Origin of the sequence: Paenibacillus sp. JCM 10914 (assembly GCF_001315105.1) — a bacterium.
Classification (GTDB): Bacteria; Bacillota; Bacilli; order Paenibacillales; family Paenibacillaceae; genus Paenibacillus_AQ.
In genome coordinates this window covers 30640-53875 of sequence record NZ_BAZR01000020.1, presented here as the reverse complement: position 1 = coordinate 53875, position 23236 = coordinate 30640, and the positions used below count along the sequence as shown (strand labels likewise).

At 50.2% G+C, this 23236-nt stretch carries 21 protein-coding genes and 1 pseudogene; 7 read left to right on the top strand and 15 right to left on the bottom strand.

Translation table 11 applies throughout. The annotated features are described in order from the left end of the window. Window positions 1–27: 27 nt before the first annotated feature. From JCM10914_RS19435 to JCM10914_RS19400, 8 genes and pseudogenes are all read right to left on the bottom strand, one after another. Window positions 28–1893, bottom strand: a complete 1866-nt coding sequence (locus JCM10914_RS19435) for an SLC13 family permease (protein ID WP_023963827.1) — start codon at window positions 1891–1893, stop codon at window positions 28–30. Window positions 1894–2062: 169 nt separating this feature from the next. Then, the gene (locus JCM10914_RS19430; RefSeq protein ID WP_023963825.1) at window positions 2063–3331 is read right to left on the bottom strand and encodes a stalk domain-containing protein; all 1269 of its coding nucleotides are present in this window, start codon (window positions 3329–3331) and stop codon (window positions 2063–2065) included. A 179-nt stretch (window positions 3332–3510) separates the two neighbouring features. Then, window positions 3511–3771 carry a hypothetical protein gene (locus JCM10914_RS19425; protein WP_023963823.1) on the bottom strand — a complete coding sequence of 87 codons (261 nt, stop codon included), beginning with the start codon at window positions 3769–3771 and terminating at the stop codon, window positions 3511–3513. Between the two features lie 45 nt (window positions 3772–3816). Continuing rightward, on the bottom strand, window positions 3817–4677 hold the full coding sequence (locus JCM10914_RS19420) for an inositol monophosphatase family protein (protein ID WP_036719107.1): 861 nt from the start codon (window positions 4675–4677) through the stop codon (window positions 3817–3819). Between the two features lie 304 nt (window positions 4678–4981). Further along, window positions 4982–5983, bottom strand: coding sequence for a UV DNA damage repair endonuclease UvsE (gene uvsE / locus JCM10914_RS19415; RefSeq protein ID WP_036719104.1), 1002 nt, complete (start codon window positions 5981–5983; stop codon window positions 4982–4984). Then, window positions 5980–6296 (bottom strand): annotated as a pseudogene (locus tag JCM10914_RS19410) (hypothetical protein). Before JCM10914_RS19410 ends, uvsE begins: the two are co-directional and overlap by 4 nt. 104 nt (window positions 6297–6400) lie before the next feature. Next, window positions 6401–7495, bottom strand: coding sequence for a D-alanine--D-alanine ligase (locus JCM10914_RS19405; protein ID WP_036719100.1), 1095 nt, complete (start codon window positions 7493–7495; stop codon window positions 6401–6403). A gap of 45 nt (window positions 7496–7540) precedes the next feature. Continuing rightward, the gene (locus tag JCM10914_RS19400) at window positions 7541–8563 is read right to left on the bottom strand and encodes an amidase domain-containing protein (RefSeq protein WP_023963813.1); all 1023 of its coding nucleotides are present in this window, start codon (window positions 8561–8563) and stop codon (window positions 7541–7543) included. A gap of 295 nt (window positions 8564–8858) precedes the next feature. On the opposite strand from JCM10914_RS19400, the gene acnA reads away from it, so the two are divergent. Together acnA and JCM10914_RS29345 are read left to right on the top strand one after the other, a co-directional pair. After that, window positions 8859–11576: an aconitate hydratase AcnA gene (gene acnA, locus JCM10914_RS19395; RefSeq protein WP_023963811.1), complete on the top strand. Its 2718-nt coding sequence runs from the start codon at window positions 8859–8861 to the stop codon at window positions 11574–11576. A gap of 182 nt (window positions 11577–11758) precedes the next feature. After that, window positions 11759–11914 carry a hypothetical protein gene (locus JCM10914_RS29345; RefSeq protein WP_023963809.1) on the top strand — a complete coding sequence of 52 codons (156 nt, stop codon included), beginning with the start codon at window positions 11759–11761 and terminating at the stop codon, window positions 11912–11914. A gap of 135 nt (window positions 11915–12049) precedes the next feature. Here JCM10914_RS29345 and JCM10914_RS19385 read toward each other — a convergent pair whose 3' ends face one another. After that, the gene (locus JCM10914_RS19385; protein ID WP_023963807.1) at window positions 12050–12790 is read right to left on the bottom strand and encodes an IclR family transcriptional regulator; all 741 of its coding nucleotides are present in this window, start codon (window positions 12788–12790) and stop codon (window positions 12050–12052) included. 214 nt (window positions 12791–13004) lie between these two features. Here JCM10914_RS19385 and JCM10914_RS19380 point away from each other — a divergent pair, with 214 nt between their 5' ends. The 5 genes from JCM10914_RS19380 (at window position 13005) to JCM10914_RS19360 (ending at window position 17549) form a co-directional block, all read left to right on the top strand. Next, complete coding sequence (locus JCM10914_RS19380; RefSeq protein WP_023963805.1) at window positions 13005–14003, top strand: alpha/beta hydrolase; 999 nt, start codon at window positions 13005–13007, stop codon at window positions 14001–14003. 133 nt (window positions 14004–14136) lie between these two features. Then, a complete protein-coding gene (locus JCM10914_RS19375; RefSeq protein WP_023963803.1) occupies window positions 14137–15285 on the top strand; it encodes a Fe-Mn family superoxide dismutase in 1149 nt (382 codons plus the stop codon). A gap of 338 nt (window positions 15286–15623) precedes the next feature. Continuing rightward, window positions 15624–15905: a hypothetical protein gene (locus tag JCM10914_RS19370; protein ID WP_023963801.1), complete on the top strand. Its 282-nt coding sequence runs from the start codon at window positions 15624–15626 to the stop codon at window positions 15903–15905. Between the two features lie 99 nt (window positions 15906–16004). Further along, window positions 16005–17243, top strand: a complete 1239-nt coding sequence (locus JCM10914_RS19365) for a hypothetical protein (protein WP_370570266.1) — start codon at window positions 16005–16007, stop codon at window positions 17241–17243. Between the two features lie 33 nt (window positions 17244–17276). After that, window positions 17277–17549, top strand: coding sequence for a hypothetical protein (locus JCM10914_RS19360; RefSeq protein ID WP_023963797.1), 273 nt, complete (start codon window positions 17277–17279; stop codon window positions 17547–17549). Window positions 17550–17639: 90 nt separating this feature from the next. Here JCM10914_RS19360 and folE read toward each other — a convergent pair whose 3' ends face one another. From folE to JCM10914_RS19330, 6 genes are all read right to left on the bottom strand, one after another. Beyond that, on the bottom strand, window positions 17640–18233 hold the full coding sequence (folE, locus tag JCM10914_RS19355) for a GTP cyclohydrolase I FolE (protein ID WP_023963795.1): 594 nt from the start codon (window positions 18231–18233) through the stop codon (window positions 17640–17642). A 64-nt stretch (window positions 18234–18297) separates the two neighbouring features. Then, on the bottom strand, window positions 18298–18534 hold the full coding sequence (locus tag JCM10914_RS19350) for a YneF family protein (RefSeq protein ID WP_036719128.1): 237 nt from the start codon (window positions 18532–18534) through the stop codon (window positions 18298–18300). Window positions 18535–18692: 158 nt separating this feature from the next. After that, a complete protein-coding gene (queG, locus tag JCM10914_RS19345; RefSeq protein ID WP_023963791.1) occupies window positions 18693–20495 on the bottom strand; it encodes a tRNA epoxyqueuosine(34) reductase QueG in 1803 nt (600 codons plus the stop codon). Between the two features lie 43 nt (window positions 20496–20538). Next, the gene (lepB, locus tag JCM10914_RS19340) at window positions 20539–21138 is read right to left on the bottom strand and encodes a signal peptidase I (protein WP_023963789.1); all 600 of its coding nucleotides are present in this window, start codon (window positions 21136–21138) and stop codon (window positions 20539–20541) included. A 202-nt stretch (window positions 21139–21340) separates the two neighbouring features. Further along, window positions 21341–21763, bottom strand: a complete 423-nt coding sequence (locus JCM10914_RS19335) for a GNAT family N-acetyltransferase (RefSeq protein WP_023963787.1) — start codon at window positions 21761–21763, stop codon at window positions 21341–21343. 388 nt (window positions 21764–22151) lie between these two features. Continuing rightward, a complete protein-coding gene (locus JCM10914_RS19330) occupies window positions 22152–23207 on the bottom strand; it encodes an efflux RND transporter periplasmic adaptor subunit (protein ID WP_023963785.1) in 1056 nt (351 codons plus the stop codon). Between the last annotated feature and the right edge of the window lie 29 nt (window positions 23208–23236).

The window sequence follows — 23236 nt, the reverse complement described above, 5'->3', positions numbered from 1 at the left end:
CCCTTGCTGCGTTCTTACCCTATCTGCTTAGAAAGGGAAAAACAACGGCAGCACCGCCATCATCACGATCCCGATGATCAACTGCAGCGGCAGCCCTACCTTGACGTAGTGACTAAACTTATACCGCCCGGCCGACATCACGAGTGCGTTCGGCGGGGTCGAGAATGGCGAAGCAAAGCACATGCTCGCTGCGATCGATACGGCAAACAGGAACGGATACGGGCTGGCTCCCATCTGCACAGCGGCAGACATCGCGATCGGAGCAAACAAAACCGCACAAGCGGTATTGCTGATGAACAAAGTCAACAGCGAGGTCGTGAAATAAACCCCTGCAAGCAGTGCAATGGATCCGTAGCTGCCTAAGGAATGGACCAGCATATCCGAGATCAGTGTGGCCGCGCCCGTCTTTTCTATCGCGATCGACATCGGGATCATACCGCCGATCAGCACGATGCTCTCCCAATTGATGGTCTTATACGCTTCTTCCATATTACGCACACAGCCCAGTACGACCATCAGCACCGCGGCGATCATTACGGAAGCGACAGCCGGAATCCATTCCGTAATAAGCAGGATAACCATGAGCAGCATAATTCCGGCAGCGATCGGTGCCTTCTGGTCCATCGTTACCTTGCGCGATTCCTCGGCTGGCTGACCGACCACGACGACATCGGTCTGTTCGGATGCGAGCAGCGCAATGTCCTTCCACGTCCCTTGCACGAGCAAGGCGTCGCCAAATCGCATTCGCTCCTCCTTCAGGTTATGGAGCAGATACTGCTCCTTGCGCTGAATTCCGAGAATATTCACTCTGTATTTTTCCCGAAAGCCGGAGTGCTTAACAAGCTGATCAATCAAGCGTGACGAGGGCGTGAGCATAACTTCGGCAATCCCTACGTCGCTTGTAGCGTATGGCTTAGACTCACTCGCGTTTGCGTGCTGCTCTTGCGCATGCTGATCCAGTATCTCCAGTCCGTACTCGTCTGCAAACCGCTGTGCATGCTCATACGAACCGTTCACATACAGAATATCGTCTGCCTCAATCACGGTCTGCGGCCCGGCAATTTCTTGATTGATCGTCTTGAAAAATTGATTCTTCGCTGACATCTTACGGCGAATCTCGATCACGTGAATACCGAATGTTGCCGGAATATCCAGCTCGCGCAGCGTCTTGGATCGGATCAAGGAATCCGTACCGACTTGGATTCTATACAGATTTTGCGTCAGCTGATATTGCTTGGCAAGCTCCTTAATTGAGCGTGCCGCCCGATTGCCCTCTACCGCTTCATCGGCCGGAAGGAACCGACGCAGAAACAGCAGGGCAATGATCCCCGTCGCCAGACAGACCAGTCCAATCGGCAGGAATGAGAAGAACGACAGACCCTCTTCCCCGGCATTGACCAGCGTCTCTTGAATAACGAGGTTGGGCGGTGTACCGATTAGCGTCAGCATCCCGCCAAGGCTGCTGGCGAACGCAAGCGGCATCAGCAGACGGCCCGGGTTAATCTGTGCGCTGTATGCCAAGCTGACCACGATCGGCAACATCACGGCCACGGTTCCCGTATTGCTCACGAAACCGCCAATGAGCGCGGTGACCAGCATGATCATGATCAGCAAGCGAGTTTCGCTTCCACCACCAAGCTGCAGCAGCTTTTTGCTAGCCATCTTGGCCAAGCCGGTCTGGAAGATCCCCCCGCCGACCACGAACAAGCCAATCATCATGATGACAACCGAATTCGAGAAGCCTGATAACGCTTCTGCAGGTGTCAAGATGTCAGCCAGCATTAATACCATTAATACACCAATTGCGACTAGATCTGAACGTACTCTGCCTGACATGAACAACACGGATGCCACTGCCAGGACAGACAACGTCATGATCATCGGTCCATTCATTGCTCGTCTCCCCCCACTATCTATATCTCTTCTTTGTTGTTACACAAGCTTCGACGCGATCAATGCCTGATCCTGCCCTGTCACATCTCTGCCACTTTCTTCCCATGGGAGTCATGAAACAAGCCGCAACGGCGAAATGCCGCTGCGGCTAATTCCTTTCCTATGCAGCTTACAGATTGATGAATGCGGTACGCTGTTTAGAGACATATTGAACATCAAAGCCTAAACCTGAAGCAATCACGGCCAATGGAACATAGGTTTTATCTTCTTTGCCTACCTTATGCAGGAATGCTGGTGTATCAATTGGTACAGCCGTTCCGTTCACCATCACGGTCTTGGCACCAATCGTCACGACCACAGTCTGATCTCCGAACGTGATGGTTGCACTGGACGTTTTATTCTCCCACTTGGTGGTGGCACCAACGGCGTTAACGATGTCCTGGATGGCAACATAATTCAGGTTATCGCGTAGAATTGGTTTGTACGGCGTGTTCAATTCCTTGCCCTTCACCACGATGCGCATCGGTTGACCCTGTGCAGGAACGACCGGTGCCTTGTAGCTGCCCCAGATGGTTTCGGCGAAGATGATGGCCATCGTCTCATACCCATACTGGTTCGGGTGAATATCCTTCTTCAGGATATGCGTCATCGTAATTTCCGAGCCGACGAATTTCTGAGCTACATGGGCAACCTTTATGTCCACTCCTTGACTCGCGAACTCTGCCGCTAAGCCATCCACCAGCTTGGTGAATTCGCCGGCAGCGGCCACCAACTTGGCGTAAGCGATTTCATCCGCGATCTTAGGCATCGGGTTATACTGATCCGCCAATACGATGGCCGCGCCAGGGTTCAGTAACTGCAGGTTCGTCATAACGGACGTGACATTATCAGTATACTGTTCAAACAATTGGGCGATATTGGCTTTTAACTGTTCATCGTTCATTTCACTAATCGTGTTCACCAAGCTCATCATATCGTTACCGCCGATGGTTACGGTAATCAAATCGGCGTTAGCCACAACCGACTTCGCCTTGGCCGCCGCTGCTCCGATCTGTTTCGTTCTTGGATCTATGCCGCTCAGACCCGGTTGCAGCTCATCTGCCGTGATCGCACGCTCGTCCACGATCGCCTGAATATAGTTCTTGAGGCCTTCTGTCTTCAGTCCGCCAATGCCGAGATTCGTAACTTCGGTACGACCATAGTGTAAAGCTTGCTCGTTCAAGCGCTCCACAAATCCGTAATATGGCTTAACCGCCGGGTCTATGTCCGGCTCGTATCCAACGGTCAACGAATCCCCCAGCGTCACGATACGGTATGTATGATCCTTCGCAGCTGTTTCGGCGGCATAAGCTGGTGCTATGCCGGGTCCCAGCAACGTCACTGCCAGCATCAAAGTACCGGTTATGGCAGCCAGACCCTTTTTCCAAAATTTGACCATGTCATCACTCCCCATTACTTGATCATCATTTTATGAGTACAGTCTTATTTTACCACCTTCGTCCCCGCCTGGGTACTCAAGACCTGAATGCTGCACATAATCTAAAAAAATGGACAGCGCCTTGATGTGCTGTCCATTCCCGTTGTCTTATTTGGGTTAAACCGTAAGCGCTACCGAAATTATGCGTCTTGATTGTCTGGCTTTGCTTTCTTATCAGCCTGTTCCATGTACTTATCATAGCGATCATCGAGTTCCTTCGCCATGCTGCGATATTGCTTGGTCTCCTCGACGATGGGATCGAGCTGGGTCTGAATGCGGATCTCGTATTTCGGATTAAGGAGCCGCCGCTGCTCCTGCTCCCGATCCTTCTGCTGCATCTCGCCTTCGGTCAGCATGTCGCTGAGCTGACGCTCCAAATCCTGATCGTGCTTCTCATTCATTGTACGCTGCCACTCCTTATGGTGAGGTGTTCGACGTGCTCTAGTCTAGCGAGCCGAATCGCTCGCTTCTTTCAACGTATCCAGCAATCCTTGATGAATCAAGCCATTCGTAGCCGCAATGTTCCGTACCGCCAAGTCATATGGACGCCCTTCCGTATCAGAAACTCTGCCTCCAGATTCCTGAACCAGCAATGCGCCGGCAGCTGCATCCCATGCGCTGAGCCCCCGCTCCCAGTAACCGCTTAAGCGACCAGTTGCCACATATGCGAGATGAAGCGCCGCCGAACCGCCGGCTCTGATATTGCGTACCTTGGGCAGCAGCATCTGCAGCTCGGCCATATTCTGAGGCAGGTTGACTGCGGCGTCGAGCGGAAAGCCCGAAGCGAACAAACTATCCGATAACTGCTCCTCACCGGACACATGCATCGGACTGCCATGTACGTAGGCGCCTTTGCCCTTCTCAGCAACAAACAATTCATCTCTGGAAGGATCGTATATGACACCTACAATGACTTGACCGCGATGAGCCAGTGCGATCGACACCGAATAGAACGGGAATCCGTGCACATAATTCGTTGTGCCATCAATCGGATCGATAATCCACAAGTATTCTTCGTCCTGTGCCGCTTGCAGCGCCCTTGCAGCCGCCTCTGCCCCTGGCTCCACCCCTTCTTCCCCAAGAATTGCGTGATCAGGGAAGTGCGTCAGGATCAGCTTGCGGATCATCTGCTCCGCTCCCTTATCAACCTCGGTCACGATATCCTGCGCAGATACCTTGGTGCTGAGCCTTTCTACTGTTCCCAGTCTGCTCTTGATCCATTCCCCCGCTTTGGAAGCGCAATTGATAGCCACGGCTGTATAACTCTTACTGCTAACAACATAAGGTACCTTATCATTTTCGTTCAAAGCACTCACACTACTTTCTATATCAATCTATTGATTTCTTTGCATACCCCTACATTCTATTCAAGTAATACGAGGTAAGAGAGGGCAACCTCTCATGAATTTCCGCCCTATTTCAACAAAAGTCCGTCCCTTAAAGCACGTCGGTATGCTTGGCGGAAACGAACTTTGACATAATACCTGTATGTTACTTCCAGTAATTCCAACGTACCTTAAATCTTGATAACTTGCAAGACCTATCCTCAGGGAGCATGAAGAATTTGCTAGGTACAATCCAGTTAAACATATTATGGAAAGCAAGCTTGTCCTATGGTTTAATCTCGATCGAGGCACCATCGCGTATGGTTACTCCCTCTTCTGTATACAAAGCCAGGTCCCGCATGAGGTCAAACAGGGCACCGTCTTTCATCTTCGCTTCGATCATCACGTCTACCTTCGGGGTCACCTTGGCAATGTTGCGTAAAAATGCGAGCAGCGGAACGACATCCACACCGTCAGCATGGCTGCGAATATCCGTTGGACTCTTCGGGCTGGAGACGTGAATCTTCGGCGGCAAGGGATTGGCAAGCTCCGACCCTGCCTGTGCAAGAGGAGACTCCCATGTTCTGAGGATATCCGGCCACAGCTCCCAAGGAGCTTCGCCGTCATTGTTGACCCATTGGTGATGAATATCGATCACCATTGGCAGTCCTGTAGATTGGCATACCGCCAGCGTTTCGGGAGCATTGAAGGTTTTGTCGTCGTTTTCCAGTGTCAGCCGCTCTTTAATGCTCTGATCGAGCAGATGAAAGTGCTCGATGAATCGGGATGAGGCGGACGGCTTGTCTCCGTAAGCCCCACCGATATGGATATTGTTTTTCATGGCGGACGACAATCCCATCGCCTCCAGCATCCGAACGTGGGCTTCCAAATCCCGAATCGAATTCGTCAACACTTCCGGTCTGGGTGTACTTAACACCGTAAAGTGGTCGGGATGAAAGGAAACTCTCATCTCATGTTTCTTCACGAACTCACCGATCGCTTGAAATCCTTCCCGTAACGCGGGAAACGGATTCCAATCCCGCATATCCTGGTGAGTAGCCAGGGGAATCAACTTTGAGGAGAAACGGTATACTTGAATATCGTGCGCAAGATTATGCCTAAGCAATCTCAGCGTGTTATGTAGATTCTCATTCGCTATTCGCTCCAATTTGTGTATGCCGGCCTCATGGTCCGCCAGTTTCAGAAAGCTCTTCATGGTCATGGTCTTGGATGGGGAAGCATTCTGCACGACCGTAGACATGGCTACATAACCGAAACGTACAATCATGCACGGTCTCCAAAAAACATTTCGTGGGCGAGAGCGTCTGCACTCTGGATTCCTCATCAGTCAATTTGCGGATCAATTGCAGCTCAACCGAAGTCACTTCACGGCTCTGAAAATTAATCTCCGAAACGCAGGCCGTAATCAGCACAATCGCTACCGCCTGGTTATCCGGCGAATAAGCAATGACCTTCTGTCCGGTCGGAAACACACGAAGACCATCTTTTAACATCTTGCCACGCCCGTATTCCAACAGCTCGTACAACTCCTGCTCGCTCTTGAACTTGCATACAGAATTAAATTCAGTTTGGAATCCCATAAAAGTAGACCATCCTTTCATTACAGATTGTTAGACTCAAGGGGAGCCGATTATTGATGCGGACTCCCCTTGGCATTCATATATATGGTGCTATATACAGTGTGCTACACTTGGTTCTCATAGAGTAGAGCATGTTTGCGGTTGTAACGCTCAAGGCCGAGTTCAATCATTCGGTCAAGCAGCTCTCGGTAGGAGACCCCAGTCTCTCTCCACAGAAGCGGGTACATACTGAACGGAGTAAAGCCCGGCATCGTGTTCACTTCGTTAATCAGGATCTTGCCGTCCGAACGACGGAAGAAAAAATCCGCGCGGGTAATTCCGTCGCCTTCAATAGCCCTGAAGGCCGTAATGGCAAGTTCACGCAACTGATCGGCCGTATCCGGGTCGATATCGGCCGGAATCTGCATTTGCGATTGACCGTCCGTGTATTTAGCGGCATAGTCGTAGTATTCACTAGAAGAAACGATTTCACCCGGAACCGATGCCATCGGTTCATCACTGCCAAGCACGCTCACTTCCACCTCGCGGGCGTCCACGAACTCCTCGACGATGATTTTATCATCGAAGCGAAGCGCGGTTTGGATCGCTTCCCGTAACTGTCCTCGGTTCTTGGCCTTGGATATCCCGACGCTGGAGCCCAGATTAGCCGGCTTGACGAAGCTCGGATATCCAAGCTTATGCTCAATCTGTTGGAGCAACTCATGTTCGCTCCGGTTCCACTGCGATCTGTTGAAATAACTATACTCGCACTGTGGCAGCCCCGCCTCCGCGAACAGCTTTTTCATGACGACTTTATCCATGCCTGCAGCTGAGGTTAATACTCCGGTGCCTACATAAGGTATATCGGCCATCTCGAACAGCCCTTGGATCGTTCCATCCTCACCATACGTACCGTGCAGCAACGGAAACATAATATCGACGGTCGGCTTCTCCTGCCCGTACAGTCGGCTGAATACGGCATTAAGCGCAGACTGTGTGTCCTCTCCATCAACCAGCTTTAGATCTTCTTGCTGCGTAAATGGAGCATTTAGCGTGCTGCCGATCCTCCAAGATCCCTGTTTCGAAATATAGAACGGGATTAATTCATATTTATCAAAATCAAATGCGTTCATGACCGCAAATGCCGTGGATAACGACACTTCATGCTCGCCTGACTTACCCCCGTATACCAAGCCAACCTTTAATTTGTCCTGTCCCATGTTAACCTCTCTTTTGTCCGTATTGCAGCATGACATGCTGTCATCCTAAAAATAATCGGGTATATGGTATAAACGGTACTTCGTGTTCTCATTCCAGGCGTATGAATCCCGGTAATCCCAGAAGCGGTGACGACTGGATACGGTGTGCGCATTCACCAGAGGCATGCCTTCCGCATCAAACGCCGTTACGACGGTGCTGTGCTGAAACGCCCCGTCACCATCCCAATCGTAAACGATGACATCGCCGAGCATCAGTTGTTCCGGCCGTTCCACCTGCTCTGCTCTCAGCCCTGACGAGCTGTTGTTTAAATAGTGCGCAAAGCTGTTGGAAACCGCCCAACTGAAGCTCCACCATTCCCGCTTGTTCACATAGCCCTTATACCACCATCCCGCTTCTCTCCTACCAGTATAGTGGATTGGAGCTTTACCTGCAAAGAGGCACTGGGAGATATAATTCGTGCAGTCTACGTCGAATTCTTCGAACTCCGGATTGGCCGTTTCCCAGTAGCGATCAGCATAAGCAGCAGCGGCTTCGCGCTCATAACGGCCCGAGCGCGGACTGCCTCCGCCGGAATACACCCGCCCATTCATGAATGGAAGAGACGGCTCTCGATTCACGCCATGATGGTCCGCAGGCAAGTGGATATTGTTCAGCTTCGGATGGCGCTCATCCTGGATTCGTTCAATCCCGACGATAACCCAAGCATCCCCGTCCCGGATCAGCGTCAATCGTTCCCATGAGATGGTGTCCTCGCGATGTGTCATGCCCCGCTTGTCATAGTAAAATACGCTATGCAGCCTTACATCTGCTACAACATCGTCCTCTGTCTCCCTTAATATCCGCTGTAACCGGGCACGGGTCTCACATTTCAGAGGTACAGCTTCCCGCTCCTTGTACCACGATTGCAATCTGAACTGTCTCTCGCCCCTGGCTACCAAGTAGTCCAGATCCGCTATGATTTGCTCTTTGAGGCCTGAAGAATAGTCCACACGATTTTGGTTATATTGATTGACGTAAATATATATTGCTTGCCTCCATGGTTTCTCTGCCTGCTTCAGACTGTGCATAACCTCTCTCCTCCTCTGGCCTGACCTTGCCACGCACTTCCCTAATTCAAATATATGAAGAGACCCGGCAGGCTATGAACTTTGGTCTAGAGATTACGCTTAACCCTGGACTTCAGTGCTTTTGTTACGAGTAAAAATCGGGCTTGTTTACGCTCTTTTCAATTTTTTTCTTCTATAAAAAATGCTTTACGTAGCTAACTGAAAACGTTATACTTAAAGTAAGTCAATTTATGAAATAAGGTTTCATCTAGCGAAACAACAAACTCGCATTGAAAAGACTCAAGGAGGTTCATGTATGTCAGTTAAAGATCAATTCTCCATCTCACGTAACCTTGAGGTGGCTGGAAAGAACTACCGTTACTTCAGCCTGCAGGCGCTCGAAGAGCAAGGTTACGGCGACGTATCCAAGCTCCCATTCTCGATTCGCGTGCTGCTTGAAGCTGCCGTTCGCCAGTTCGATGGACGTGCCATTACAGAAGATCACGTTAAATTGTTATCCAAGTGGAATGAAGCCCGTGACAACAACAAAGAGATTCCGTTCATTCCTGCTCGTATCGTCCTGCAGGATTTCACCGGCGTTCCAGTCGTTGTCGATCTCGCTGCTATGCGCGACACCGTTAAGAAGTCCGGCGGTGACCCGAAGCAGATCAATCCGCTCGTTCCGGTCGATCTTGTTATTGACCACTCCGTGATGGTTGATGCTTTCGGTACCGATCAAGCACTCGAATACAACATGAAAGTGGAATTCGAGCGTAACGAAGAGCGCTACCGCTTCCTTCGCTGGGCTCAGACAGCGTTCAACAACTTCCGTGCGGTTCCTCCTGGAACGGGTATCGTTCACCAAGTTAACCTCGAGTACCTTGCTTCCGTAGCGGCTACGAAGACGGTTGACGGTGAGACCGTTGTATTCCCTGACTCCCTCGTAGGTACGGACTCCCATACGACCATGATCAACGGTCTTGGCGTTGTAGGTTGGGGTGTTGGCGGTATCGAGGCGGAAGCAGGCATGCTTGGCCAACCACTGTACTTCGTAACACCTGAGGTTATCGGCTTCAAACTGACAGGCAGCCTCGCAGAAGGTTCAACTGCAACTGACCTTGCCTTGACGGTAACTGAACTTCTCCGTAAAAAAGGCGTAGTCGGCAAGTTCGTGGAATTCTATGGTCCCGGTCTTGCTAACATCAGTCTGGCTGACCGTGCAACGGTTGCCAACATGGCTCCAGAATACGGCGCGACCGTCGGCTTCTTCCCGGTTGACAGCGAGACGCTGGAATACCTTCGCAACACGGGTCGTACTGATGAGCAGGTTGAGCTCGTAGAAAGCTACTATAAAGCACAGAATATGTTCCGTACAGCGGATACACCAGATCCTGATTTCTCTGATGTCATCGAACTTGATCTTGCATCGGTTGTACCGAGCTTGGCTGGTCCGAAGCGTCCGCAAGACCGTATTGAACTTACTGATATGAAGCAGAACTTCAATGATATTATTCGCACACCGATCGACAAAGGCGGATATGGACTTAGCGACGAGAAGATCGCAGAGACCGTTAAGGTTGAGCATAAAGACGGCTCTACTAGCGAAATGGGCACCGGTGCCGTTGTTATCGCAGCCATCACAAGCTGTACCAACACTTCCAACCCAAGCGTTATGCTCGGCGCAGGACTTCTGGCTAAGAAGGCTGTGGAACGCGGCCTTACCAAACCAGGCTACGTGAAGAGCAGCTTGACACCAGGCTCCCTAGTCGTAACCGACTATCTGGAGAAAGCCGGTCTGCTCAACTATCTGGAATCCCTTGGATTCTACGTTGCTGGTTATGGCTGTGCAACTTGCATCGGTAACTCCGGTCCGTTGCCTGACGAAGTGAGTGAAGCGATTGCCGACAACGACATGACCGTTGCTGCCGTCCTCTCCGGTAACCGTAACTTCGAAGGCCGCGTGCATGCTCAGGTTAAAGCCAATTATCTGGCTTCACCGCCACTAGTTGTTGCATACGCTCTTGCAGGAACCGTGAATATCGACCTGCAGAACGATCCGATCGGTTACGATCCAAACAACGAGCCGGTATACCTGAAAGATATCTGGCCTTCCAGTACCGAGATTCGCGAAGCGATCAGCCAAGCGGTTAGCGCGGCATCGTTCCGTGAGAAATACGAGAATGTGTTTACCGCGAACGAGCGTTGGAACAAGATCCCTGTTCCAGAGGGCGAATTGTACGAGTGGGACGATCTGTCCACTTACATTCAGAATCCACCGTTCTTCGAAAGCCTCGGTAACGGCCTGAACGACATTCAAGACATTAAGGAATCTCGTGTATTGGCTCTCTTGGGCGATTCGGTCACAACCGACCATATTTCGCCAGCAGGTAATATTGCCACCAACAGCCCTGCAGGCAAATACTTGAGCGATCGCAACGTTGAGCGCAAAGATTTCAACTCCTACGGCTCCCGCCGTGGTAACCACGAAGTCATGATGCGCGGTACGTTCGCGAACATCCGTATCCGCAACCAAGTAGCACCAGGTACCGAAGGCGGTGTTACGACGTATCTGCCAACCGATGAAGTGATGTCCATCTACGATGCTTCGATGAACTATCAAGCAGGCGGACAGAACCTGGTCGTTATTGCAGGTAAAGAATACGGTACAGGAAGCTCCCGTGACTGGGCAGCCAAAGGTACGTATCTCCTCGGCGTCAAGGCTGTACTGGCTGAAAGCTTTGAACGTATCCACCGCTCCAACCTTGTGGGCATGGGCGTTCTCCCGCTCCAGTTCCAAGAAGGCCATGGCTGGAAGAGCCTTGGACTGAACGGCCGCGAGACATTTGATATCTTAGGTCTCAGCAACGATGTGAAACCAGGTCAAGAGTTGACGGTTATCGCTACACGCGAAGACGGAACGCAATTCGAGTTCCAAGCTACCGCTCGTCTGGACAGCATGGTGGACGTGGACTACTACCATAACGGAGGTATCCTCCAAACGGTACTGCGTCAAATGATCGCATCGAACCAATAAAGCAACACCGATAGGCGCTTTAGCCTTAGGAATAAATCCCCAACATCCACTTGTCGGATGTTGGGGATTTCTATTTTTCCGGTACTTTCCTCCTGAATATTGGAAATTCCGTTTCGAATGCGTCTGAGGCGGTTAAAGGGTACAAACCATGTTGAAAATCCATTGTTCAGGAGGATGGCCCCATGATTAAAATACATACGATGGCTCCCTTTCATCATCAGTACCAACGTCCACAACCGGTTGTGGCATCCCCTAAGAATGAGTCTAATAATAAGCCGGCCACCTTCCAGGAAATTCTGCATCAGAAAATGACGGAAAACATGAAGAAGCGGCCCTAGAAAAGTTTTACGAAGAACACCACATGACACCTTGATACTGAATATGATTAAAGAGCGCGAGTTAGCGGGCCTTGCTCCCCGTAACTCGCGCTCTTTAAGTACATGCTCGTTAACTCCGTACTTGCATGACACAATCTATATCATCATACCCATCTCTCGCGCTGCTTCCTTGAGTACAGGAGCGTATTCCCTTAATGTATCGGCTGAAAGCCGTGTAACCGGCCCCGACATCGATAATGCCGCTGCCGCCTTGCCGTAACGATCAAAGATCGGGACCGATACCGCCGCCGCTCCTGGCTCCCGCTCCTCCATACTAATCGCATAGCCGACCTTCAAAATCTCGGCGAGCTGTTGTCGGTATACCTCACGATCCACAGACTCCGGCCAGTCCTGAGAGTTCAGCAGTTCATCTTGATCCACCTGCGGTGCAAAGGCCACTAGCACCTTGCTGGAAGCCCCGACGTACAGCGGTAATCTTACGCCTACCTGGGCCACCCGCCGGATGGCTTGATTACTCTGAACGGCCTGAATACGCAGCCGCTCAGCCTCGTCTCGTAAATAAAGACTTACCGTCTCTCCAAGGCGATCCCTCAGTGCTTCCATTGCAGGTAATAACCGGATCGCGGGATCGTCGCTCTGCGATAGATGCATCGACAACTCCCATATTTTCAGACCGAGCCGGTATTTCTCCGTCTCTTTGTTCCGTACCACAAAACCTCTGTCTTCCAGCGTTGTTAGCAGTCGATGAACCGTACTCTTGTGAAGTCCGATAAGGGCGGAAATTTCCGTCAAGGCTAGTTCGCTGTTCTTCGTAAAACACATTAATATATCCAGTGCCCGTTCTACAGCACGTACGGTTAATTTACGGTCTTCCATTCCCGACCTGCTCCTCTCCTGTTTCATTACATGAAACCTGGTTACAAGAATTATATGAGAATTCTTATCAAAAGTAAACCATATGGGACGGAGTTTACATTTGTCTTACAATCTCCTTATATCCATTGACTTTATAGGCATGCCAGCATACGATTATGTTAACTTCTGAATTTTCATATTGACGAAAATATTACATGGTTAGGAGGGGCCAATCATGAGCACAACGACTGGTAGCAACGCCCCACTCTCCCAAACGAATGATACGCCAGCTGAGCTTTCCCCTGGACTGGTACGTTTTAAACATATTATATTAGCTCTCGTGTTATCCGTCGTATTCTTTCTGATCTTTTGTTTCATTGCTCTTCACGCCTATATCGCATGGGTCTTGTCGAATCCGACGGTAGCGCCGCTATATTCCAACCCGAAGTTGGCCAAGGACATGAATTATGAGAGCGTCACGTTTCACTCTATTGACGGTAAACGGGATATAAACGGGTGGTATATCCCTGCGGAACGATCTAACAAAACGATTGTGCTTAGCCACGGATATGGAGCAAACCGGGAAGAAACATGGGTGCCCATGTACGATATCGCTCATTACGCGCATAACATGAACTTTAATGTGCTTATGTTTGATTACGGCTTCGCCTCTCAGACAAGTAAAGAAGTGGCTACCGGCGGCAAGGAGGAGAAACGCCAATTGCTGGGTGCCATCGAGCATGTGAAACAGCGCGGTGCCAAACAGATTGTTGTATGGGGATTCTCCATGGGCGCAGGTACCGCCCTTCAAGCCGGACTTGAGACGAAAGATGTGGATGCTATGATTCTGGACAGCTCGTTCCTGCTCGAGCCGGATACGCTTTACCATAACATTCACAACCAAATCAATCTGCCGCGACATCCATCGCTAGAGATTCTGGAACTGCTCTTCCCAGTTCTTAACGGCACCAGCTTGGATCAGATTCCTTATAATGAAGTGAAGAAAAATGATTATCCGTTCCCAACGCTATTCATTCACGGGACGAGAGACGATAAAGCGCCATATCCGATTGCCGAGAAGATCGCATCGAATCAAACCCATCCCGATTCCGACTCCTGGATCGTCGAAAATGCGCATCATGAACTTATTTTCCGTGAGCATCCGCGAGAGTATTTACGCAGAGTCTCCACCTTCCTCGGCAAATTGCAATCCCCGGACAATGCCGGCATGTAATCATGTCCATAGAACTGCCCTACGATCATCATGAGATGAACTGTAGGGCAGTTCTTTTTTATTTCCCTCTTCATAATACAGGCTTCTGCATGAATATAGTGTGCATAGTGAACTTAATATGGGAGGGACGGACATGTTATTCATTTATGGGGCTAAACTCCCCGTACGGTTACTGGAAGAAATACGAGATTGGAAGCATCAGGAACGCAAGCATATCACATTGATCAAAGCCATCCTGCCTGACCTGGAGCCAACCTATATCAAGGTTCTGGATGAGTGGTCCACCGTATTTGCCGATACGGAACGGGCGGCGGACGAATTACTGCGTCATATTCTTCGCTACGATAATGCCGGTTCCCCACAAGTGCTCACACAGATTGAATTGCTGCTCACTGCAGCCTGCGATCAATCAAGAGAGTTCGTTCGCCAATTAAAAGGACTTAAGGATAACAGCACCGCTGTTCAGAAGGTTCCGCTTGCCAGCACGGTACTCCACCATCTCATCCGTGAATCCGAACATTTCCTCAACCAATTGGAAACCTTGAATTCCCCAGGCGCGCTGGAGCAGTTCATGCAGGAATCCAAGTCCAACCAGACGGTCGTGCTGGAACCTAATCCTACGCTTGCGGTTCAAGGGACTGGTTCTCCAGGTACGGCCGTGCCAATCGGCGGCCATCGTCTGCCTCCCCTCCCGTATAACTACAATGCACTTGAGCCTTATATCGATGAGAAGACGATGCGTATTCATCATGATATCCATCATCAAAGCTATGTCGACGGTTTGAACAAGGCGGAGAAGAAGCTTGAGGAAGCCCGAAAAAGCGGCGACTTCGACCTTGTGAAGCACTGGGAGCGGGAGCTGGCATTCAACGGAGCCGGCCATTATCTGCACACCCTATTCTGGACGATTATGAATCCGAAGGGTGGCGGAGACCCCAGCGGGGAACTTGCCAAACAAATCAAGCGGGATTTCGGGAGCTATGATCAATTCAAACAGCAATTTACCGAAGCAGCCGATAAGGTAGAAGGTGGAGGCTGGGCCATCCTCGTCTGGAGTCCACGCAGTCATCGACTTCAGATTCTGCAAGCCGAGAAGCATCAAAATCTATCTCAGTGGGATGTCGTCCCCCTGCTCGCTCTGGATGTATGGGAACATGCTTACTATCTCAAGCATCAGAATAAACGGAAAGCTTATATTCAAGACTGGTGGAACGTGGTTTACTGGCCGGAAGTTGCGGAACGCTTTCAACAAGCTAGCAAGCTGCAATGGCAGCCTTTTTGATCATCAAATTATATGTATCGCTTCAATATGGTTAATTTTGGTTAATAACTCTATAGGCCTCCTCCCTTGCTTACTTCGAGAGGATGAGGCTTTTTATATTTCGGGACAAGTGTAAGCTATAACCTCCGCTTCCTTGGGCCTTTATTACTACATATCTGGTTATTTGTTCGGTTGTTTCAGCCCCGAATTCCAGATTATGATATGACAATGAGACTGCATGTAACTTCGCGGCACCATGACTTTTGAAGGGAAGGATCAGCGTGAACAATCGATTCATCGTACGCGGCTTCATATCGGCTTGTATACTTACCATACTCATTATTGGAGGTTGTCAGGACATGAATGGCGATCAAACGACCAACACCCCGTCGGGTTCCGAAATCAAGATCACGGCCGCCAAACAGGCCGCAATCGACTATCTCAAGCAAAAATATGAGCTTGACGTGGAGATTACAAACGAAGAAATGATGCCTTCCATCGTAGCCAACAAAGTAAATTTCGAAGGACATGTTGTTGGCCATCCCGAGCAGACCTTCAAAATATCGGTTGACTACAATACGGAAGAAACCTCAAATGTAGTGATGAGTCCAGAGTTAAAGCAAGCCATCGAAGCGGACTAACTGGAAGCTTACCAGGGTAAACGTGGATCTTCTTGGATTGTGTAGGGGAGGGAGAATATTTTGAGTTCAAAACCGATCGATGATGAGACATACCGCCTCATGTCGGAGGCAGCTTATCTTAATCTGAAGAAGGGCGAGACCTTAGAGGACCTTCCCGGATGGGAGGTCCTGGAGAACACGAAGAGTAGTCCGTTCTCCGGCTTTGATGCCGTCACCTTCTACAACGAGGGCACCAACCAAGCGGTTATCGCTTATCGTGGTACCGAAGCTGATAAGGGCATGGCTCGCGCGGTTCCAGACTTTGTTGCTGATGCAGGCATCGGCATTGAAGAGATCAAGCGCAAGCTGGAACTGCCACAGCTTCCCTGGTCAGGACGTCTGGATACCGTTAAAGACATTACCGGGATCAGTAAAGTGGAAGATTGGTATGGCGAAGTCACGCGCAAGGTGGACAAGAGCAAGGATATTATCGGCACCAATCAATTATATCAGGCTGAAGACTACGCCCTGGAAATGCAGAAGAGATACACGGGTGTCGATTTCAGCTCAACGGGGCACTCCCTTGGGGGAGCTAACGCTCAGTACGCAGCCGCTTATACCGGAATGTCTGCCGTCACCTTCAGTGCACCCTCGATTATCGGTAGCTTATCACCCGAGGCAAGAAGAAAAGCAGAAAACGGCGAGTTTGACAGTCAGATCATCAATTTCGCCCATCCCGGCGATATCATCGCCAGTGGAGCGTTCGGAGGTTATGACGGTCATGTCGGTTCTACTTACTACATAGACTCCAGTTACAAGAACGCCAATGACGGTGTAAGCATATTAACCAAAATCAATAATTCGCTTGGCGGACCGAATTATCATCAGTTAGACCGTTATAAGTTCAAGGATGGCTATATTTCCAATCCGCTGTATGATGGCGCAACGGATAAGAGAGTCTCCTCACCCAGAGTACCCTCCAGTCCATCCCTGCTGTCCGGGCTTGGTGGCAACAAGATCGGTTTACACGGGAATGCCGGCATCATGACGGGTCTTGCAGGAGGTGCCTCCGCTAGTCGAGGCGCAGGCACGATTCAGGTGACACCAGCGGAGCTCCGTAGCGTCGCGGAAAAATGGAAAGCCCATGCCCATCAGAGCCATTCTCAAATCGAGGGAATACGACAACGACTGGGCAAGTATATGTACTCCAGCCACAGTCGTCGGTTGCAGCCGATCGTAGCACAACTGGACGCTTCCGTTATGTCCATGAGCCAATGGCACTTACAACATACAACCGATATCGTACAGTACATTAAATTCAAGGCTGACTTATTCGAACGGACAGACCACAGTATTTAATGGCACACCTTCACACGCAGGGAGGAAATGAACATGAGACAGGAGATTTTGCTGGAGCTGGATGATCTGCTGCTGGCAGAGCGGGAGCTATCCGGGCTGCTTGCAGCCATTCATGCTGATGAACAGGAAGCCAGGGTCATGTACGCCAGGCTGCAAGACTGGAAGGGACAGTCCGCCAACGTATTAAGGGATCAAATCGAGGTCTTCTTCATGGAGATCTCCCGCCGCATCCGAGAGATTGAAGAACAGAAGAGCTCCTTGTTAGCCTACGTTCAATATATGAAACAGGTGGATGGCGCATCTTGAGTGACGGTGTAGCTTCCATGTAGATGATATTTATACAAAATAAGAGGCTCTGCCATCAGATGGCGGAGCCTCTTGTATCTTAGCGGTTGCTTAGCCCTTGATCAAGGACAAGAATTCAGAACGCTGTGCAGCATCACTGCGGAAGCTGCCGCGCACGGCCGAAGTTACCGTCTTGCTGCCCGGCTTCTTCACCCCCCGTGCACACATGCACAGATGCTCTCCTTCCACTACAACCATAACACCGTTAGGCTGCAGTGCTTCAACCATAATATCCGCGATCTGCGAAGTGATGCGCTCTTGTACTTGAAGACGGCGGGTGACCGCCTCCACCAGGCGGGCTAACTTGCTAAGCCCTGCAATCTTCCCGCTTGGAACGTAACCGATATGAACTTTGCCAAAGAATGGAGCCATATGATGCTCGCATTGGCTGTAGTAAACAATGTCCTTCACGATAACGAGTTCCTCATGGTTCTCATCAAACGTGACGCCGAGCACATCCTTCGGGTCCACTTCATATCCGGCAAATATCTCCTCGTACATTCGTGTTACACGAGCTGGCGTCTCCAGCAACCCTTCACGCTTCGTGTCTTCACCAATCAGCTTCAATATTTCCGATACATGGTACTCTATTTGCTCACGGTTCTCGCCAACCTTTTGATTGACATAATCTTTCAAACCCGCCACAGTACATCCCCCTTCCACTTCTATCCATAGGTACGCGTCGCCATTGGCACGCACCGAACATTTTTTATCTGCGCTTGCGGCCGCCTTGACCTTTACCGGACATCGGCTGATTCTTCATCATTTGCTGCGCGCGCTGCATTTGCTTACCGTTCAGATTATAACCCATCTGTTTAGCCATTTTCTGCAAAGCTTCGGGATCGCTCTGCATCTTCTCAAGCTGCTTACGCAAATAGTATGCACCAATGAAGAAGCCGGCAACCAGACCCACAATCAAAGTAATAATCGGAATGACGATTTGCATCATGTCAAGTGACCACCTTTAACTATACTAATATTTACCATTTAATGGCGTTTATACGAACCTATCATAGCATGTCCACTTCATCACGGCAAATGAAAAAAACGGTACGCTATTAGCCTGCCAGCGGCCCTTATATCATCCGATTCGATGTGGTGTTGTTACTTACCCACCGCAGCATCCTCAAGCTTCAACAGCGCCCGCTTGAGCTCAGGACCGCCCGCATAACCGATAAGCGATCCATCCGTACCTACCACACGATGACAAGGCACCACAATCGGCACCGGGTTTTTGTTATTGGCTCCACCGACGGCTCGAACCGCCTTGGGACGTCCGATCATCTCGGCAACATCCTTATAGGAAGAGAGCTTACCGTAAGGGATTGACTTCAATGCATCCCATACTTGCATCTGGAAGGACGTTCCTCGCATATCGAGCTGAAGATCGAAGACTTTACGTTCGCCTGCAAAGTATTGCTTCAACTGTTCAGTCACCAAGGCCAGTCGCTCTTCATCACGTTGGTAACCGCCATTGCCTGCCCATGTCCGTGACCATTGCTGGATAACGGCTTCTTTCACTTGAAAGCTGCCGAACTCAATCAGACATAGCCCTTTATCGGTCGTGCATACCGTTAATGGGCCGATGGGCGATTGTACTTCATCATAATATAGAACCTCAGGTCCTCCTTCAGGAACAGCCATCGGTTCGGCGCCCTGGATCCCAGGGCTTGCTTGGGCTGCCGGTTTCTCCTGTTCAGGAGTAGCGGCGGTAGAACGATCATCTGGTTGATCTGATTCTGGTTTAAGTTTGTTTAAGGCTTGCTGCAGCATATTTCGTACTTGGGAATCCCCTTCCGACTTCATGCTTTTCTCTAAGTTGTTCAAAGCTTCTTCGCCTCCAATACGGCCCAGAGCCCATGCGGCTGTTCCCCGCAACTCTGGGCGCGGGTCTTTCAGCAATACCTCGCTAAGCTTCGGTACCGCCGAGATATCTTTAAAATTACCAAGCGCAATTACCGCATTGCGCTGTATCGGCTTTCTGCCGCGCCAAGCAGCGGAAGTGTCGCCGAATGCTTCTTTGAATTCACGGTTGCTCATGTCGAGAATCGGCAAGAGCAGCGGCTTGGCTTTTTCAGGGTCAGGTTTAAAGTCGGCTTGATGCGTCCAACTCTTGCCCTTATTCTTCGGACAGACGATCTGGCATGTATCACAGCCGTAAAGTCGGTTGCCGATCTTACGCATAACATCCTCTTCCAGAAACCCTTTAGTCTGGGTCAGAAATGAAATGCACTTCTGCGCATTAAGCTGTCCGGGACCGACTAACGCACCGGTCGGGCAGGCATCGATGCACTTCGTGCATTCCCCGCAGTCCTCCGTGACTGGCGAGTCCGGTGGAAAAGGAATATTCGTCACCAGTTCCCCTAAGAAAATCCAAGAACCGAATTTGGGCGAGATGATGGCACAGTTCTTCGCACTGAAACCAATGCCCGCACGCTGAGATACCGCTCGATCGACCAGCGCGCCTGTATCTACCATGCTCTCTAATATCGCATCCGGAACCCGCTCCTTAATGAACTCCGCAAGGCGGTCCATCGCCTTGCGCAAGACATGGTGATAATCCTTCCCCCAAGCCGAGCGCGCCATAATGCCACGGTATTTGCCAGGCTCTGATTTAGGCGGATTGTCCATCTTCGAGTGGTAGGTAATCGCAATCGCGATCAGCGATGCCGGCTCCGTCCCCGGGAGCATAGGCGTTACTCGTTTGTGCAAATCCGGCTCTTCGAAGCCTGATTCATGGCCTCGCTCACGATGGGTTTGCAGAATGCCTTTCAATGATTGGAACGGCTCCGCCGAAGCGAAGCCGATATCGTCAATGCCAAGCTCTGGCGCAGCGTCTTTAAGCTCTTGCTTCAATTGCTCCCAAACCGAAGGCGGCGGAGCGTAGGAACCAAGGGTGTAAGCCATTCTTCTCCAGCGCCTCCTTTCCTGGGATTATGATCATGAGCTATTATAGCTTTTTGATCTCGGACAATGGCCAGAAGATGAACTCGGCTCTGCCCACGATATCAGACTCTTTCACGCTGCCGAACATTCGGCTATCCTTACTCTTGCCAAGGTGGCGATTGTCGCCCATAACGAAGTATCGCCCTTCCTCCAGCTTGACAGGCTCGAATCCCGGATCTTCAATGGGAACGTTCGTGTAGTCTTCCTCGACAGCCGTACCGTTGACGTACAGCTTCTGATCCTTCACTTCAACCGTATCGCCCGGCAAGCCGACAATACGCTTCACAAGGAAGTCCTTTCTGTCCGGTCCGTCGCTTGGGTCCTTCAGCACGATAACGTCCCCATGCTTCGGCTCACCGAACCGATACACCACTTTATTAATAAACAGCCGCTCCGAAGCCACTAGTGTCGGCTGCATAGACTCTCCCTTTACCATCGAAAGATTGAACACAAACATATTAAGAAGCACCATGATAACAAATGCGATGGCAATCGTCTTGACCCAGTCCCACAACTCAGCTGCCCAGCCGTTCTTCCCTGAAGACTTTCGAGCCTCATTGTCCTCGCCGCTCTCGGTGGAATCCGGAGGAATTACTTGTCCCATACCACACCTACTTTACATCGATTTCACCTTCATAACGAAGGCGGTACCTTGGTAAGAAAGGTACATTAATAGAAAAGCATATCTACTCGCCATTTGCAACGGCTGAGAGATATGCCTCATATAGAAAAGATGTCAATTCTTGTCTCTGTCAAAACTCACGCATCTTTACCCGGCCTGTTTCGTTATGTACACAAGGCACTAGTTATTGACCCAAAATGCTGAGTTTCTGGAACGACCGCAGGATTTGGCTCGCGCCATAGCCCATGGCTTCGTAAAACGGCATGGACGCAGCGTTATGCTCGTCTCCGGCCACCATGATCCGGCTAACCTTTCGTGATTGAAAGCGTTGTTCCATCGCGGATACCAAAGCCTTGCCAATCCCTCTTCTTCGATAATCGGGATGAATGGCAATCCGGAAATAGCATCCATGATTACGCTCAATTGTGCCGATGAGGGCACCGACAATTTCACCGTTGTCTTCAGCCACCATAATCAGATCGGAGTCCCAAGCGAGCTGCCTGGAGAAGGGCTCCATCGTGTTTTCGTAGCATTCTTCCGATAAAGCAATCTGTAATAGCTCAGTTACGGGGTTACAGTCACTCAACTGAAAGGAACGAACATGCATCTCAAAATCTCCCTTTTCGTTAGCATGATGCGGTTTAACCGGTTTACAAAAATCCAGTATTCCGTTAACGCAAACCTGACATAAATGTTTACTACAAAAAACGCGAAAATCCTGTTTCCTTGTCCATTAAAACACATCTTTCTCGTAAATTCACGAGTTTTCTTGTGTAAGCGCTTTATATGAAGCGGTTACAATTTTATTGATGGATAAAATACCATATATTTGTATATTGTTGATCGTTTTTTGGCTTCGCCATTGTAAACCACCTGTTAAAATTCATCTGCCATTGTATAAAAAAACAGCATCCTCTTCGCCATATCGCTCGAAGGACGCTGTTATTATTTCCCTATGATCCTGATTTACTGAATCACCACGGTATCACCCGGCTTCAATCCCGATAGAACTTCAAGTTTATCCAGCGCCTGCATCCCGGTCTGAATATCCTGCCGTTCGATCTGTCCTCCTCCCTTATCCACCATGACATAAGAAGTACCACCTTCCGTGAGGACCGCCAACTTGGGAACACAACGGCCTTGGGCTTATGCTCGGTGACGATGTCACCGCTAAGTGTCAGCCCGCCGATCAAGCGCTCATCTTTCGGCAGCGAAATGATCACCTTGAATTGCGGCGTCTGGGTCGTTTGTTTCTCCTGTGCGGTGGTTTCGGCGAATTTAGCCACATCCACCACCTTTCCCTTTAACCGCAGGTCCTTGATCGACGGCAGCTTCACTTCAACTGCCATGTCCGGCTTGATACTGAATATTTCATTCTCCCCGACATAGGCCACAAAACGCAGAGAATCTAAATCAACGATTTTGCCGATGTATTGGTTCGCCGTCACCGTTTGCGGCAGTTGTTGCGAGTTATCGAGTAAAAAGATGCCCGCATCCGGAGACCGATAAGCTGATCCTTGTAATTTCTCATTCAATTCAGCTATAGTCGCACGTTCAATTTGATCGTTCACCTCTACCAGTTGGCTACTTAGTCTTGCATTCTCCTGATCAGCCAGCAGCTTCAGACGTTCGGCTTCGGTAGCTCCGATAGGTGCTTGATCCAGATCCTGATTCTGTGTAAACTCCTTCAATTCCTGCTCCAGCTTCCGCTTCTGGAGTTCCGCTTGCTTCTGTTGCAATTGTTGTCGAATCGCTTTTTGCTCTAGTTCAAAGAGAACGTCTCCTTGCTTGATCTGTTGACCGTTCTCCACATTCCAAGACTCCACCTTCGCCTCGAAGGGGGCGTAGACATTCGTTTCCCGCCCATATTCGGAGGTTCCCTTCACCTGAATAGACGACGCCATAGGTTCCTCCGTTACAGGGAATGTGATCATCTGCGGCTGTTCCATCATGGGGACTTCAGATTCCTGTGGCTTCACCTGATCGTACCCCCAATAACCCACAACGGCCAAGGCAGCTACGATAACCGTCCATTTAATAATCTTCTTCATACCGTTTAACTTCCTTTCCAAGGCTTGTC